This window comes from Stenotrophomonas sp. DDT-1, assembly GCF_001580555.1.
Taxonomy (GTDB): Bacteria; Pseudomonadota; Gammaproteobacteria; order Xanthomonadales; family Xanthomonadaceae; genus Stenotrophomonas; species Stenotrophomonas sepilia.
In genome coordinates, this window is sequence record NZ_LEKR01000027.1 from 24,044 (window position 1) to 39,134 (window position 15,091).

The following is a 15,091-nucleotide window of genomic DNA, read 5'->3' on the forward strand; positions in this document are numbered from 1 at the left end:
CCGGCCAGCGACCGGCACTGCCGAAACCCGACGGCGCTACACCCGCCGCGCGATCACCGCAGCCAGCACCGCCAGGCCGAAGGTGATCGCCAGGCACAGCAGGTAGCCGGTGTGCGGCGCGCTTTCCACGAACAGCGCGAACAACGCACCGGAGACCGCCAGCGCGGTGGTCACCGACAGGGCCTCGCTCAGCTGCAGGGCCGACGTGTTGGCACCCTGCTCATGCGCTGCTGACAGCGAAAGCGTGAGTACCGAGAGGCTGGCGTAGATCATGCCCATGCCGAAACCGGTGACCGTCCAGCCCACCAGGGCCACCGGCAATGGCACTGCATTGAACAACACCGCAAGCGTTGCGGCGATGCCGACCGTCATCATCGCCGTGCCGACGCGCAGCAGTTGCTGGCGTGACCAGCCGCGCTGCTGGTGACCCTGCAGCCAGGAGCCGGCGAACCAACCGAGTGCGCCGAGGCTGAGCACCGCGCCGGCCCAGCTGGGCGGGAGTCCGCGTTCGCGCTGCAGCAGCAGCGGCAGGTAGGCTTCGCAGGCGAAGAATGCGGCAGCGGCGATGCCGCGCAGTGCAATCACGCTGGGCAGGCCCCTGCGCAGGATCAGCGTTCCGGCCGGCAGCAGGCGATGCACGCATAGCAGCAGCGCCAGCATCGCCACGCCGATGCAGAGCAGGGCGGTCGGACCGTGCTGCTGGCCGCCGAAGTACAGCAGCAGCGCCGCCAGCGATGCACCACTGGCCCAACGTACGACGTTGCCGCGCCCCTCGTCGTCGTTGCTGTCGGCGGAGGCCTGCATGCGCGCCAGCGCAGGCCGCAGCAACAGGGCAGCAGGGACTGCCAGCAGCGGCACTGCCAGGAACACCCAGCGCCAGCCGAGATGCTGGACGATCAGGCCGCTCAGCGCCGGGCCGACCATCGAGGGCACCACCCAGCCCGCCGAGAATGCCGCGAACACCTTCGGCCGCAGGTGCTCGGGGTAGCTGCGGCCGACCATCACGTACAGCGAGACCGAAATCGCGCCCGCACCCAGGCCCTGCAGCAGGCGCCCGGCCACCAGCATGCCCATGCGCACGGCGAAGCCGGCCAGCAGCAGGCCCAGCACGAAGCAGGCCAGGCCGTACCACAGCGGCCGTGCCGGGCCCTGGCGGTCGGCCCAGCGTCCGGCCAGGGTCATGCCGATCACGCTGGTGGCCAGGGTGCCACCGAAGGCCAGCGCATACAGGCGCAGGCCGCTGAGTGCTTCGGCCACCGTGGGCATCGCGGCCGCGACGGCCAATGCTTCGAAGGCGTGCAGCGCGACCAGCGCGACCATGCCGAGGGTGGTGGCGCGGTAGCGCGCGGACAGGATCGATGTGTCAGCCGGCAGGCGGGTGTCGGCGGGAGAGAGGGTCGGGGTCATACCTGTCAGGTGCGGGCCGCGCTTGTCAACGGGCGGCGAAGATAGCAGCATGACACCTCAACTATAGTTGAGGTCAAGCAATGGCATCCCAGGAACTCAGCGTTGGCGAGGTCTCCCAGCGCAGTGGCGTGGCCGTTTCCGCACTGCATTTCTACGAGCGCAAGGGGCTGATCAGCAGCCTGCGCACCTCGGGCAACCAACGCCGTTACAGCCGCGACGTGCTGCGCCGGCTGGCAGTGATCCGCGTTGCGCAGCGGGTGGGCATGCCCCTGGAAGCGGTCGGCCGCGCCTTCGAGAGCCTGCCTGAAGGCCGTGCACCGACCAAGGCTGACTGGGCCAAGCTGTCCGCGCGCTGGCGCACCGAGCTGGAAGAGCGCATCCACATGCTGCAGCTGCTGCGCGATGAACTGACCGGCTGCATCGGCTGTGGCTGCCTGTCGCTGCAGCGTTGCCGCCTGGCCAACCCCGGCGACGTCCTCGGCGAACTCGGCGACGGCCCGATGCGCTGGGAATGAAAAAGGGGACGCGCTCCCGGTAGCGCCGGGCCATGCCCGGCGGACGAAAACGACTTAATCCCCTCCGTCCCCTTTTTCTTACCAGGCCGTGATCGTCTCGCCGCTCTGGATGCCTTCCACTGCACGCTGGAAGGCCAGTGCGGCGCGTTGCGCGCTTACCGCTTCGAAGCCCGGGAAGTAGGGGCCGTAGGCCGCCATCGATTCGATCAGTACGTTCGGGCTGACCACGTTGATGCGCAGGCCGCGCGGGAGCAGTTCCAGTGCGGCGGCGCGCACGAAGCCTTCCAGTGCGGCATTCACTGCGGTGGCGTTGACGCCGGCGCGGATCGGTTGTGCGCTGACGATGCCGCTGGTCAGGGTGATCGAGCCGCCACTGTTGAGATGGTGCTGGGCGGCCAGTGCCAGCCGCACCTGGCCCAGCAGCTTGTCCTGCAGGCCCAGGTTGAACTGCTCGGGCGTCATGTCCTGCAGCGGACCGAAGTGCAACTTGCCGGCGGTGGAGATCACCGCATCGACTGCACCGGTACGCGCAAACAGCGCGGCGACGCTGGCGTCGTCGGTCAGGTCCACGCGCAGTTCGCCACTGTGGCGGCCGGCGGCGAGAATCTGATGCTGTTGGCCGAGCTGACGGGCGACTGCCTGGCCGAGGGTGCCACTGGCACCGACGAGGAGGATCTTCATGGCCGTTCCTTGCGTGTGGGAGTGAGCGCAGTCTGCGTCGTCACAGCGGGGTTAGGTAAGCGGCGTATGATTCGCAGATTCCTAACTCTGGATTAGCAATGGATACCCTTCGCTGCATGCAGGCCTTCGTCGCCGTGGCCGAGCGCGGCAGCTTTGCAGGGGCCGCCGAACAGCTGCAGGTGTCGGCGGTGATGGTGGGCAAGTACATCCAGCAGTTGGAAGCACATCTGGGCACCGCGTTGCTGCAACGGAACACCCGCCGCCAGCGCTTGACCGAAGCCGGCAGCGCCTACCTGGCCGGGTGCCGGCAGGTGCTGGAGCAGGTGCAGCAGGCCGAGGCCGATGTGGCCGGCCTGCAGGTACAGCCGCGTGGCCTGTTGCGGGTCAGCGCGCCCACCACCTGGGGCAGCTGCGTGCTGGCGCCGCAGCTGGCCGGCCTGCTGCGCGCGCAGCCGCAGTTGAATATCGAGCTTGACCTGAGCAACCGCCGCGTGGACCTGATCGAAGATGGCTTCGACGCGGCGATCCGGGTCGGGCCGTTGCCATCGCAGGAAGTGGTGGCGCGGCCGCTGCCGCCGTATGCGATGAGCCTGTGCGCGGCGCCGTCTTACCTGCGCAGGCGCGGCACGCCGCGAACACCGGATGACCTGCAGGGGCACGACTGCCTGAGCCACGTGGCCTGGCGCGGCGGGCATGGCTGGCAGTTGGCCAACGGCGAACAGGTCGACTGGGAGGCACGGCTGAGCAGCAACGATGGCTTCGCGTTGCGCGAAGCCGCCGTGGCCGGGGCCGGGCTGATACTGCAGCCCACCGCACTGCTGGCGGCGGAGATCGCAGCGGGGCGGTTGAAGCCGCTGCTGCGCGACTACCTGCCCGAACCGCGGCCGATGCACCTGATCTACCTGCCCGATCGACGCCCGCGCCCGCGTTTGCAGTGCTTCGTGGATTTCGTCATGGCCACGTTGGGGCAATGAACATCCACGCCATGCGTGGATGATGGTAGGTGCCGACCGTTGGTCGGCACACATCGGGATCAATCATTCGCCGCAGACAATTCCTGTCCACGCACCTGCGCGGCGCGCAGTGCATTGTCCACCAGTGCCTCGAAGCCGCCAGCCTGGAAGCTCTCGATCGCGGCCTGGGTAGTGCCGTTGGGTGACGTCACGCGGCGGCGCAGCTCTGCGGGGCTCTCACCGGCCTCATCCAGCATGCGCGAGGCGCCCAGCAGGGTCTGCACCACCAGCGTGCGCGCGGCGTCGGCCGGCAGGCCCTGGGCAATGCCCGCTGCTTCCATCGCTTCGGCCAGCAGGAACACATAGGCCGGCCCGCTGCCAGACACGGCGGTGACCGAATCCATCAGTGCCTCGCGTTCGATCCACACAGTGCGCCCGGCACTGGCCAGCACCTGTTCTGCCTGCGCGTGCTGCTGTGCATCCACCGAGGGCGTGGCATACAGGCCGGTCACGCCGGCGCCGAGCAGAGCGGGGGTATTGGGCATCGCGCGCACCACCGGCAGGTTGCCACCCAGCCAGCGCTCCAGCTGTGCGCTGGTGATGCCGGCAGCGATCGACACCACCAGTGGCCGGTTTGCCTGGGCCAGTGCCTGCAGCGATTGGCAGACCTCACGCAGCACCTGCGGCTTCACCGCCAGCAGCCAGGTGCTGCCCTGTGCGGCGGCATCGGTGGCGTTGTCGTGTACCTGCACGCCGAAGTCGGCAGCCAGCGACTCGCGCAGCGCTGCAACCGGTTCGGCCACATGGATGTGCGCGGCGGGCACGCCCTGGCGGATCAGACCGGCGATCAGGCTGCGCGCCATGTTGCCGCCGCCGATGAAGGTGATGGAATCAGCTGCCATGGATGTCTCCTTGGAAAATCAGGCCGGGCGCGGGCGCGCGCCGAACAGGGCGGTGCCGATGCGCACCAGGGTGGCGCCCTCGGCGATGGCGTCGGCGTAGTCGCTGCTCATGCCCATCGACAGCGTGTCGACCTGTGCATGTTGGGCGGCCAGCGACTGGAAGAGTGTGCGCATGCGCACGAACGCATCCCGACGGCGCTCCACCTCGGGCCACGGCGCAGGAATCGCCATCAGGCCACGCAGGCGCAGGGTGGGCTCGGCGGCAATCGCCGCGGCCAGTGCGTCCACTTCTTCCGGAGCACAGCCGTGCTTGCTGGATTCATCGTCGATGTTGACCTGGATCAGCACATTCAGCGGGCCGCGTGCGGCCGGGCGATGGCGCGCCAGCGCCGTTACCAGCTTGGGCCGGTCCACGCTCTGCACCCAGTCGAAGTGGGTGGCCACGGCCTCGGCCTTGTTCGACTGCAGGTGGCCGATCAGGTGCCACTCCAGCGCCAGGTGCTGCAGCGCCTGCATCTTGGCCAGCGCTTCCTGCACATAGTTTTCGCCGAAGGCCTGCTGGCCCTGTGCGGCCAGCGCGGCCACGGCCTCGGCCGGTTGGGTCTTGGAAACCGCCAGCAGGCGCGGATCGGACCGGCCGGCCGCCTCGGCGGCGGCATGCAGGTTGCTCAGGATCTGGGGCAGGGGAGTGGCCACGTAACGCGTTCCGTTGAATCAGGAGGCTATACTGCCGCCCGGGGAAAGATCCTTCCAGTCGAAGCCGTTATTGGGGAGTAGCCGCTCATGGATATCGCCGAACTGCTGGCGTTTTCCGTAAAGAACAAAGCGTCCGACCTGCACCTGTCTGCAGGCCTGCCGCCGATGATCCGCGTGGACGGCGACGTTCGCCGGATCAACATCCCGGCCCTGGACCACAAGCAGGTCCACGCGCTGGTGTACGACATCATGTCCGACAAGCAGCGCCGCGATTACGAGGAATTCCTCGAAGTGGACTTCTCCTTCGAGATCCCGTCGCTGGCGCGCTTCCGTGTGAACGCGTTCAACCAGAACCGCGGCGCCGGTGCGGTGTTCCGTACCATTCCGTCCGAGGTGCTCACCCTTGAGGACCTGGCCTGCCCGCCGCTGTTCCGCGAGGTGATCCAGCAACCGCAGGGCCTGATCCTGGTGACCGGCCCGACCGGCTCGGGCAAGTCGACCACGCTCGCGGCGATGATCGACTACATCAACAAGAACGAATACGGCCACATCCTCACCGTCGAGGATCCGATCGAATTCGTGCACACCTCGCAGAAGTGCCTGATCAACCAGCGCGAAGTGCACCGTGACACGCATGGCTTCAACGAAGCACTGCGCTCGGCACTGCGTGAGGACCCGGACATCATCCTGGTCGGCGAACTCCGCGACCTGGAAACCATCCGCCTGGCACTGACCGCCGCGGAAACCGGCCACCTGGTGTTCGGCACCCTGCACACCAGTTCGGCGGCCAAGACCATCGACCGTATCATCGACGTGTTCCCTGCTGGCGAAAAGCCGATGGTGCGTTCGATGTTGTCCGAGTCGCTGCGTGCGGTGATCTCGCAGGCACTGCTGAAGAAGGTCGGCGGCGGCCGGACCGCGGCGTGGGAAATCATGGTCGGCACCCCGGCCATCCGCAACCTGATCCGCGAGGACAAGGTGGCGCAGATGTACTCGGCCATCCAGACCGGCCAGCAGTACGGCATGATGACCCTGGACCAGCACCTGCAGGACCTGGTCAAGCGCAGCCTGATCACCCGCAACCAGGCCCGCGAGTACGCCAAGGACAAGCGCCTGTTCGAGTAAGGCGGGACAGCGACGGGCGGCGTGCACCAGTGCGGCGCCGTCCCCGTGCCGTTTCCTCCACCGATCGTTTCCTGGTACATGCCCTCTTGGGAGCCCGCCGTGAACAGCACCGCGACCACCATCGATTTCACTTCGTTCCTCAAGCTGATGGCGCACCAGCGCGCCTCGGACCTGTTCATCACGGCCGGCATGCCACCGGCGATGAAGGTCAACGGCAAGATCTCGCCGATCACCCAGACCCCACTGACGCCGCAGCAGAGCCGCGACCTGGTCCTCAACGTGATGACCCCGGCGCAGCGCGAGGAATTCGAGAAGACCCACGAATGCAACTTCGCCATCGGCCTGTCCGGTGTCGGCCGTTTCCGCGTGAGCTGCTTCTACCAGCGCAACCAGGTCGGCATGGTGCTGCGTCGCATCGAGACGCGCATTCCGACCGTGGAAGAGCTGAGCCTGCCGCCGATCATCAAGACGCTGGCGATGACCAAGCGCGGCATCATCCTGTTCGTCGGTGCCACCGGTACCGGTAAATCGACTTCGCTGGCGGCGATGATCGGTTACCGCAACCAGAACTCAACCGGCCACATCATCACCATCGAAGACCCGATCGAATTCGTGCACAAGCACGAGGGCTGCATCATCACCCAGCGCGAAGTCGGCATCGATACCGACAGCTGGGAAGCTGCGCTGAAGAACACCCTGCGCCAGGCGCCGGACGTGATCATGATCGGCGAGGTGCGTACCCGCGAAGGCATGGACCACGCCATCGCGTTCGCCGAAACCGGCCACCTGGTGCTGGCCACGCTGCATGCCAACAATGCCAACCAGGCGATGGACCGCATCGTCAACTTCTTCCCGGAAGACCGCCGCAACCAGCTGTTGATGGACCTGTCGCTGAACCTCAAGGGCGTGGTCGCGCAGCAGCTGGTGCCGTCGCCCGATGGCCGCTCGCGCAAGGTCGCGATGGAGATCCTGCTGGGCACGCCACTGGTACAGGACTACATCCGCGACGGCGAGATCCACAAGCTGAAGGAAGTGATGAAGGACTCGGTCCAGCTGGGCATGAAGACCTTCGACCAGAGCCTGTTCGAGCTGTACCAGGCGGGCGAGATCAGCTACGAGGACGCGCTGCGTTACGCCGATTCGCAGAACGAGGTGCGCCTGCGCATCAAGCTCAGCCAGGGCGGCGACGCGCGGACCCTGTCGCAGGGGCTGGATGGGGTGGAGATCTCCGAAATCCGCTGACCTGACCGGCAACGGTCATGACCGGATTGATGAATTCCAGTCATGACCGACTGCGGTCCAGCCGGCTCAATCCATCGCCACCGTAGGCGTATCGTCAGCATTCCCCCTCTGGAGTACGACGATGCAGACACGTGAACTCGGCCGCAGCGGCCTGAAGGTTTCCGCCCTGGGCCTGGGTTGCATGGGCCTGACCCATGCCTACGGCCAGCCGGTCGAACCGAGCCAGGGCATTGCCCTGCTGCACGCCGCCGTCGAGCGCGGCGTGACCTTCTTCGACACCGCCGAGGTGTACGGCCCGTACACCAACGAAGACCTGCTCGGGCAGGCCTTGGTGCCCTACCGCGACAGGCTGGTGATCGCCACCAAGTTTGGCTTCAAGGATGCGCGCACCGATGCCGGCCTGGACAGCCGCCCGGAGAACATCCGTGCCGTGGCCGAAGCCAGCCTCAAGCGCCTGCGGACCGACCATATCGATCTGTTCTACCAGCACCGCGTCGACCCGAACGTGCCGATCGAGGATGTGGCCGGTACCGTACGCGACCTGATCGCCGAGGGCAAGGTCGGCCACTTCGGCCTGTCCGAGGCGAGCGCTGCCACCGTGCGTCGCGCGCATGCGGTGCAGCCGGTCACCGCCGTGCAGAGCGAGTACTCGCTGTGGTGGCGCGAACCGGAGCGTGAGCTGCTGCCGACGCTGCAGGAGCTGGGTATCGGCTTCGTGCCGTTCAGCCCGCTGGGCCGCGGCTTCCTGACCGGTGCGATCAACGCCGATACCACCTTCGACGCCAACGACTTCCGTAACAGCGTGCCGCGTTTCGAAGTGGAGGCGCGCCGCGCCAATCAGGCGCTGGTGGATCGCATCAGCACGATTGCGGCAGCGCGCGGTGCAACGCCTGCGCAGGTCGCACTGGCCTGGCTGCTCGCGCAGGCACCGTGGATCGTGCCGATTCCGGGCACCACCAAGGTTCATCGCCTGGAAGAGAACCTGGGCGCGGCCGACCTGCAGCTGGCACCGGAAGAACTGCAGCGCATCGCACAGGCGCTGGATGAAGTGTCGATCGTCGGCGAGCGCTACAACGCGCAGCGTGCGGCGCAGGCCAAGGGCTGACCACCCGGCGGGTGCGGACCGTTGGTCCGCACTCCTTGACCCTCACCCCATCGGCCCGCGCAGCGCATCAAGCACCGTCCGCATCGCCACGGTCACGTGGCGGCGCGAAGGGTAGTACGCGTAGTAGCCATCGAAGTGCGGGCACCAGTCGTCCAGCACTGATTGCAGCCGGCCATCGTCCAGCATCGGCTGCACCTGGTCTTCCGGCAGCCAGGCCAATCCGCTGCCTGCCAGCGCAGCGGTGCGGGTCATGCCCATGGTGTTGAACGTCCACTGGCCGCTCACGCGCACGCTCAGTTCATTGCCGTCCTGGCCGAAATCCCACGGCATCAGCCCACCATGCGTGGGCAGCCGCAGGGTCACGCAGTTGTGCCCGGCCAGGTCGTCTGGATGCCGCGGCACCACGTGCTGGCGGAAGTAGCTGGGCGCCCCGACCACGCGCATGCGCAGCGGCGGGCTGATCGGTACGGCGATCATGTCGCGCGCCAGCCGCTCGCCCAGGCGGATGCCGATGTCGTAGCGCTCGGCCACGATGTCGGCCAACCCGTAGTCGGCCGCCAGTTCCACCTTCAAATCCGGATACTGCTGCAGCAGCGGCGCCAGCCTGGGCCAGGCGATGTACTCGGCGGCGTGGCCGGTGGCATTGATACGGATGGTGCCGGCCGGGCGTTCACGGTACTCGGCCAGCGCGGCCAGCCCGTCCTCGATCTCGGCCAGGCGCGGGGCCAGGGTATCGAGCAGGCGGGCACCGGCTTCGGTGGTCGAGACGCTGCGGGTGGTGCGGGTCAGCAGGCGCACGCCCAGGCGCTGCTCCAGTCCGCGCATGGCATGGCTGAGCGCGGACTGGGACACGCCCAGCTGGGCGGCAGCCTTGGTGAAGCTGCCCTCGCGGGCAACGTGGACGAAGGCCTGCAGGTCGTTGAGATTTTCGCGGGGCATGCGGGAATGATACGGCCGGGCTGCGCCCGGCACCTGCTTCAAGCCGAGGCAACGTCAACGTCAAATGCGTGCATTCCGTGGGATGGCGGGGTGGGTCCGGTTGAGGGGGACGCCGTCCGTGTGGCTCGGTCGCGCTTGCTCGTGTGCGCTGTCCTGCGCACACGGCAAGACCGGGGTTGGGCGTCCTGCCCAACCCGCCCGAGGCATGCCTCGGGCCCATGGCGCTCACGCCCCGCAACCTGAGCCACCCCGCCTTCGACAGTTTCCCGCGAGCTGTTGGAACGGCATTCTGCTTTGGTGGGTGCCGACCGTTGGTCGGCACCGGGTCAAACGTGTGGGTATGTCGATTTCAGGGACTGTGGTTCGTCGAATGAATGACTTCAACGGGAGCTGCACATGAGCACTGACACCAAGCCGAAAGGCCCGGCCTCGTACTTCCCCTCCATCGAGAAGACCTACGGGCAGCCGGTGACGCACTGGTTCGGGCTGCTGGCGGGGAAGAAGGGCCTGAAACACATGGAACTGGTCAGCTTCCTGAAAAGTGAGCATGGGCTGGGCCATGGCCATGCCAACGCGCTGGTGGCGCATCACCTGGCCGGCAAGGGTTGAGCAGGCAACCCTGCGCTGAACGGTTGTCGGCAGCATCGTCCCAAGGGATGCAGGGGGCGGGCAGACTGGGCGTCCATCCCCAGGCAGGACGCTCGCATGCAGGTCACGCTGGAAGCGATCACTCCCGACAACTACGAGGCGGTGTGCGATCTCGAGGTCAGCGAGGCGCAGCAGGGTTTCGTGGCCAGCAATACTTGGTCGCTGGTGCAGGCGGCATTCCATCCCGGCTACCAGACCCGCGCCATCCGTGCCGATGGCGAGTGGGTCGGGTTCTTCATGTGGGTGCCGGAGACGCCGCAGCGGATGTCGATCTGGCGCTTCATGGTCGATCAACGCTGGCAGGGCCGTGGCATCGGTCGACGTGCGCTGGAACTGGCGCTGGCGCAGATCCGGGCCACGCCCGGGCTGGCCGAGATCGAGATCTGCTACAACCCGCGCAATCCGGTGGCCGGCGCCTTCTATGGCAGCTTCGGATTCGTCGAGACCGGGATGGACGACGATGGCGAGGACATGCTGGCCGTGCTGCCCGTCGCAGTCCCGGAATAACCTGAATGGGCGAGGGTGGCTGAACGATTTCATCTGCAACTGTCATGCAGATCGTGTCTAATACCGCTCCCCACCCGCTGTTCCCCCACCCGCATGTCCCTTCCCTCCCATGGCCCCGCGCCGTGCGACGACGCTGACGGCCACCTGGTCACCGCCGGTCCGCTGACCCCGCCGCCCGACAGTGCCGGCACCACTGCCGACGAAAAAGCGCTGCGTCACTCGATCGCCGAGGACGTGCAGGGCATGGTGCTGGCCACGATGGTGGCCTCGCTGGGCCTGGCCATCTTCGCCAAGGGCGGGCTGATGATCGGCGGCATGGCGGGCATGGCGTTCCTGCTGCACTACGCGATGGGCTGGAACTTCGGCCTGGTGTTCGTGCTGGTCAACCTGCCGTTCTACTGGGTGGCGCTGCGGCGCATGGGCTGGGAATTCACCCTGAAGACCTTCGCCGCGGTCACCGCCTGTGGCGTGCTGACCGACCTGCTGCCGCGCTGGATCGACTTCTCGCACATCAACCCGCTTTACTCGGCGATCGTCGGCGGTGCGTTGTCCGGCCTGGGCATCCTCTTTTTCATCCGCCACCGTGCAAGCCTTGGCGGCATCGGCATCCTGGCGGTGTACCTGCAGCGCACCCGTGGCTGGAGCGCGGGCAAGGTGCAGATGTCCTACGATGCCTGCCTGATGGTGGCCGCGTTCTTCGTGTTGTCGCCATCGAAGGTGCTGTACTCGGCCATCGGCGCGGTGGTGCTCAGCCTCGTGCTGATGTTCAACCACCGCCCCGGCCGCTACATGGGCGTGTGATCGCGCTCTCCGCGTTCGCCGGGCATGGCCCGGCGCTACTACGTGGCGGTTCCGGTAGCGCCGGGCCATGCCCGGCGGATATCCATCAGCGGGCGGCGGCCTTCAACCACGGCGGTGACAGCATCAGCAGCCGCGAATGCACCGGGCAATCTTCGGCGTGCGCACCGGGCAGGTAGCCCAGGCTCATCAGGAATTCGCCGGTGATCTCGCCGCCGGTGAAGCGGAACGTCTTCTTGAACAGCTTCACCCAGTCGGCCTTGCTGCGCGGGTGGTGCGCATCCAGCCACGCCGCGAAGCTGCCATGGCTGGCCCGCAGCTGCTGGATCACCTGCGCGTTGTGGATCGCCGCCAGCACCTTCAGCCGGTTGCGGATGATGCCCGCGTCCGACAGCAGGCGCTCGATGTCCTGCTCGGCATACGCCGCCACGCGGTCGACATCGAAGCCGTCGTAGGCCGCGCGGAAGCCCTCGCGCTTCTTCAGGATCGTTTCCCAGCTCAGGCCGGCCTGGTTGATTTCCAGCACCAGTCGCTCGAACAGCTCGCGCTCGTCACGCTGCGGGAAGCCGTACTCGTTGGCGTGGTAATAGTCGTGCACCGGATGGCCCGGGGCGATGAGGCAGTAGCCGCTCATGGGGAAGGCTCGTTGGAATCGGATTCGGATTCGGGATCGATGGCCACCGCAGGGTGCCCGCCGATGGACAGCATCGGCCAGCGCGGTGGAATGAGCGTGAGTCTGCCGTCACGCAGGGCCTGGTTGATCGTCTCGGCCTGGCCGCTGACGGTGCCGAACAGCGCACCGGCCCGGCGCCACTGCGAATCCTTGCCACGTGCGTACAGTACGCAGTCCGGTCCACGGTGGGTGTTCAGCTCGCACAGCAGCACCTCGCCGGTACCATCGCCGTCCAGGTCGCGATGCACGATCAGGCAGTCGCGCTCGCTCTGGGCGCAGGATTCGCCATTGATCGATCGGGTGGCCAGAGCTTTCCACCAGTCGTCCGGTGGCGAACTGGATCCCTTGGCCAGCTTCAGCGCGCGCTGAAGCGCGGCGACGTCCTGCGGCCCCTTGTCGAGGCGATGGCCGTCGTCCCAGCGTGAGGTGCGTGCCAGTGCTGCAGCGATCACCTGTGGCGCGTTGGCATCAGCGGTGATGGCCGGATCGCGCTGCAGTTCGCGCAGCGCCTGCACGCCACGGCGCCCCAGATCGAAGCGCAGCACGTTGACGTCGCTGCTGGTGATCGCCGGCGGGTCCGCGCGCAGCCGCTCCAGTTGGCTGGACAGGGTCAGCCGCACCGGGTCCAGCAGGGGCGAGTTGCCCAGCAGGGCCAGTGCCAGCACCGCCCAGCACATCCAGCGGTTGACCGGCTCCAGCATCTGCAGCCAGCGGCGCTGCCGGCGCAGCACCGCCAGCGCGTAGCCCACGGCATAGCCGGCCGTGGCCAATGCGACGAGTACCGCCCAGAAGCGATCCAGGGTCCAGCCGTACTGCGCCACGCGCAGGCCCAATGCATACAGTGCCAGCGCGGCGTAAACCGGCAGTGTCAGCAGGCTGGCTTCGACCAGCCTGCGCAGCACCAGAGGGTAGGAGACACTGTCTTCCCCCTGCTGGTAGACCGCATTGGTGAACGTCACCAGCAGCAGCGACACCACCACCAGCAGGCTGGCGGCCGAACGGGTCTTCCACAGCGGTTCCAGCCCGGTAAGCGGCAGGCTCAGCACGAACAATACGGCGATGAACGACAGCAGCGGCAGCAGCCCGCGGCAGATCGCGAACAGCACCTGGCGGGTGATCTGGATCGCGCGGTGCTGGGTGCGCCCGATCAGCACGCCGAACCCGGCCAGGCTGCCGGTGGCCAGTGCGATGAAAGCGTCCTGCCGGAACAGGTCGCGGAAGACATTCACGTCCAGCAGCTGGAACAGCGCTGCCCACAGCCACAGCAGCAGCCAGGTCAGCCCGGTGAACAGCGCCGCCAAAGCGAGGGTCAAACCGTTCTGCCAGGCGCGCTCGAACAACTCGGGGTAGCTGGCGCGCCAGTGCCCATGCTGCAGCTGGAACTGCCACCAGGGCAGGGCCACGAACACCGCCACGCCCATGCCCAGGGTCAACGGAAACTGCAGCGCGCCCGATTCCAGTGCGGTTTCGCCATTGAGGTTCCAGCCGATCCAGCCGGCCAGCGCCAGCACCACCGTCGAGCCAAGCACGGCCTGCAGCCACAGGCGGCGCTGGCCCAGCTCGACCAGGCTCAGCGCCACTGCGCTGGGAATGGCCAGCACCCAGGCGTACCAGCAATAGCGCCAGCCGATATCGCGGAAGGGCCAGGCATCGGACAGCTCCTGCGCGGCGTAAAGCATCAGGCCCTGCAGCAGGGCGATCAGGACGATGGCGCTGCGTGCCGGCAGGGTCAGGGGCGATGAAGATGGCATCAATGACCTTCCGTGGCAAAGCACCATCCTAGCCCATCGCGGTTCGGCGCCATCGCGCGACCATCCCGCCCCCAGCAGGTAGAATGGGCCCATGCCTGTAATGCCGACCTCCCTTGCCGATCACCTGCTCGTCGCGCTGCCGTCGCTGCTCGACGCGACCTTTGCCCGCAGCGTCGCGCTGATCTGCCAGCACGACGAGAACGGGGCGATGGGCGTACTGGTCAACCAGCCTTCCGAATACACGCTGGGTGAAGTGCTTGCGCAGATGGACATCACCACCGGTGATGGCGAGCTGCAGGCGCGCATGGTGCTCAATGGCGGTCCGGTGCATCCCGAACGCGGCTTCGTCATCCACGACGACGCGCGCGCGTGGGATTCCAGCCTGACCGTGGGCGACGGCCTGTACCTGACCACCTCGCGCGACATCCTCGAAGCGATGGCGCGTGGCGAAGGCCCGGCCAATGCGGTGGTCACCCTCGGCTGTGCCGGTTGGGGCGCAGGGCAGCTGGAAAGCGAGCTGTCCGAGAACAGCTGGCTGACCGTGCCGGCCGATGCCGAGCTGGTGTTCCAGCTGCCGCTGGAGCAGCGCTGGCAGGGGGCGGCTTCGCGCATCGGCGTGGACCTGTTCCGGCTGACCGACTACAGCGGCCATGTCTGAGCCCATCACGCCCGCCCCGGTTCCTGCTGCGCCGGCGATTCGCCGTGACGGCACCGTTCTGGGTTTTGATGTCGGCTCGCGGCGGATCGGCGTGGCCATCGGCAGTGCCTTCGCCGCGCATGCGCGCGCGGTGGCGGTGGTCGATGTGCACGGCAACGGCCCGGACTGGACCGCGATTGAACGCCTGCTCAAGGAATGGAAGCCCGACGGCCTGGTGGTCGGCGACCCGCTGACCCTGGACGGCCAGGACCAGCCCAACCGCAAGCGTGCGCAGGGCTTTGCCCGCCAGCTGCGGGAACGCTTCAAGCTGCCGGTGGTGATGATCGACGAGCGTTCCAGCTCGGTCGAGGCCGCACGCCGCTTCGCCGTCGAGCGCGCCGAAGGGCGCAAGCGCCGCCGTGATGCGGCCGCTCTCGACGCCGTTGCCGCAGCGGTGATCATCGACCGCTGGCTGTCGTCCCCCGACGACGCCACCCCCATTCCCTGACTGC

At 67.3% G+C, this 15,091-nt stretch carries 17 protein-coding genes; 10 read left to right on the forward strand and 7 right to left on the reverse strand.

The genetic code is table 11. The features are described from left to right. Positions 1-36: 36 nt before the first annotated feature. On the reverse strand, positions 37-1,458 hold the full coding sequence (locus AB839_RS13565) for an MFS transporter (protein WP_061479771.1): 1,422 nt from the start codon (positions 1,456-1,458) through the stop codon (positions 37-39). 29 nt (positions 1,459-1,487) lie between these two features. Between AB839_RS13565 and soxR the strand changes: the two genes are divergently transcribed. Next, positions 1,488-1,922 (forward strand): redox-sensitive transcriptional activator SoxR, encoded by a 435-nt coding sequence (gene soxR, locus AB839_RS13570; RefSeq protein ID WP_061479772.1) that lies wholly within the window; start codon positions 1,488-1,490, stop codon positions 1,920-1,922. Between the two features lie 78 nt (positions 1,923-2,000). Here soxR and AB839_RS13575 read toward each other — a convergent pair whose 3' ends face one another. Further along, positions 2,001-2,603, reverse strand: a complete 603-nt coding sequence (locus AB839_RS13575) for a short chain dehydrogenase (protein WP_061479773.1) — start codon at positions 2,601-2,603, stop codon at positions 2,001-2,003. A gap of 98 nt (positions 2,604-2,701) precedes the next feature. Here AB839_RS13575 and AB839_RS13580 point away from each other — a divergent pair, with 98 nt between their 5' ends. Next, positions 2,702-3,577: a LysR family transcriptional regulator gene (locus AB839_RS13580; protein WP_061479774.1), complete on the forward strand. Its 876-nt coding sequence runs from the start codon at positions 2,702-2,704 to the stop codon at positions 3,575-3,577. A gap of 59 nt (positions 3,578-3,636) precedes the next feature. Here the strand turns inward: AB839_RS13580 and proC are convergent, their stop codons facing one another. After that, positions 3,637-4,458, reverse strand: a complete 822-nt coding sequence (gene proC, locus AB839_RS13585; protein ID WP_061479775.1) for a pyrroline-5-carboxylate reductase — start codon at positions 4,456-4,458, stop codon at positions 3,637-3,639. Positions 4,459-4,476: 18 nt separating this feature from the next. Next, positions 4,477-5,154, reverse strand: a complete 678-nt coding sequence (locus AB839_RS13590) for a YggS family pyridoxal phosphate-dependent enzyme (RefSeq protein ID WP_061479776.1) — start codon at positions 5,152-5,154, stop codon at positions 4,477-4,479. 87 nt (positions 5,155-5,241) lie between these two features. Here AB839_RS13590 and AB839_RS13595 point away from each other — a divergent pair, with 87 nt between their 5' ends. From AB839_RS13595 to AB839_RS13605, 3 genes are all read left to right on the forward strand, one after another. Beyond that, the gene (locus tag AB839_RS13595) at positions 5,242-6,279 is read left to right on the forward strand and encodes a type IV pilus twitching motility protein PilT (protein ID WP_004147099.1); all 1,038 of its coding nucleotides are present in this window, start codon (positions 5,242-5,244) and stop codon (positions 6,277-6,279) included. A gap of 78 nt (positions 6,280-6,357) precedes the next feature. Beyond that, positions 6,358-7,521 carry a PilT/PilU family type 4a pilus ATPase gene (locus AB839_RS13600; RefSeq protein ID WP_061479777.1) on the forward strand — a complete coding sequence of 388 codons (1,164 nt, stop codon included), beginning with the start codon at positions 6,358-6,360 and terminating at the stop codon, positions 7,519-7,521. Positions 7,522-7,642: 121 nt separating this feature from the next. Next, positions 7,643-8,626: an aldo/keto reductase gene (locus tag AB839_RS13605; protein WP_061479778.1), complete on the forward strand. Its 984-nt coding sequence runs from the start codon at positions 7,643-7,645 to the stop codon at positions 8,624-8,626. Positions 8,627-8,668: 42 nt separating this feature from the next. Here the strand turns inward: AB839_RS13605 and AB839_RS13610 are convergent, their stop codons facing one another. Further along, the gene (locus AB839_RS13610) at positions 8,669-9,565 is read right to left on the reverse strand and encodes a LysR family transcriptional regulator (RefSeq protein ID WP_061479779.1); all 897 of its coding nucleotides are present in this window, start codon (positions 9,563-9,565) and stop codon (positions 8,669-8,671) included. Between the two features lie 396 nt (positions 9,566-9,961). Here AB839_RS13610 and AB839_RS13615 point away from each other — a divergent pair, with 396 nt between their 5' ends. From AB839_RS13615 to AB839_RS13625, 3 genes are all read left to right on the forward strand, one after another. Next, positions 9,962-10,174, forward strand: coding sequence for a DUF4287 domain-containing protein (locus tag AB839_RS13615; RefSeq protein ID WP_005408372.1), 213 nt, complete (start codon positions 9,962-9,964; stop codon positions 10,172-10,174). A gap of 96 nt (positions 10,175-10,270) precedes the next feature. Beyond that, a complete protein-coding gene (locus tag AB839_RS13620) occupies positions 10,271-10,720 on the forward strand; it encodes a GNAT family N-acetyltransferase (RefSeq protein ID WP_061479780.1) in 450 nt (149 codons plus the stop codon). Positions 10,721-10,813: 93 nt separating this feature from the next. Beyond that, positions 10,814-11,521: a YitT family protein gene (locus AB839_RS13625; protein ID WP_014036228.1), complete on the forward strand. Its 708-nt coding sequence runs from the start codon at positions 10,814-10,816 to the stop codon at positions 11,519-11,521. Between the two features lie 85 nt (positions 11,522-11,606). On the opposite strand, the gene AB839_RS13630 is transcribed toward AB839_RS13625, so the two are convergent. Both AB839_RS13630 and AB839_RS13635 read right to left on the reverse strand, forming a co-directional pair. Next, on the reverse strand, positions 11,607-12,152 hold the full coding sequence (locus AB839_RS13630) for a DNA-3-methyladenine glycosylase I (protein WP_061479781.1): 546 nt from the start codon (positions 12,150-12,152) through the stop codon (positions 11,607-11,609). Further along, positions 12,149-13,942 (reverse strand): DUF4153 domain-containing protein, encoded by a 1,794-nt coding sequence (locus tag AB839_RS13635; RefSeq protein ID WP_061479782.1) that lies wholly within the window; start codon positions 13,940-13,942, stop codon positions 12,149-12,151. Before AB839_RS13635 ends, AB839_RS13630 begins: the two co-directional genes overlap by 4 nt. Before the next feature lie 91 nt (positions 13,943-14,033). On the opposite strand from AB839_RS13635, the gene AB839_RS13640 reads away from it, so the two are divergent. Both AB839_RS13640 and ruvX read left to right on the forward strand, forming a co-directional pair. Next, a complete protein-coding gene (locus AB839_RS13640) occupies positions 14,034-14,600 on the forward strand; it encodes a YqgE/AlgH family protein (RefSeq protein WP_058979385.1) in 567 nt (188 codons plus the stop codon). Next, positions 14,593-15,087 carry a Holliday junction resolvase RuvX gene (gene ruvX, locus AB839_RS13645; RefSeq protein WP_049410643.1) on the forward strand — a complete coding sequence of 165 codons (495 nt, stop codon included), beginning with the start codon at positions 14,593-14,595 and terminating at the stop codon, positions 15,085-15,087. The genes AB839_RS13640 and ruvX overlap by 8 nt, the downstream gene beginning before the upstream one ends. Positions 15,088-15,091 lie beyond the last annotated feature (4 nt).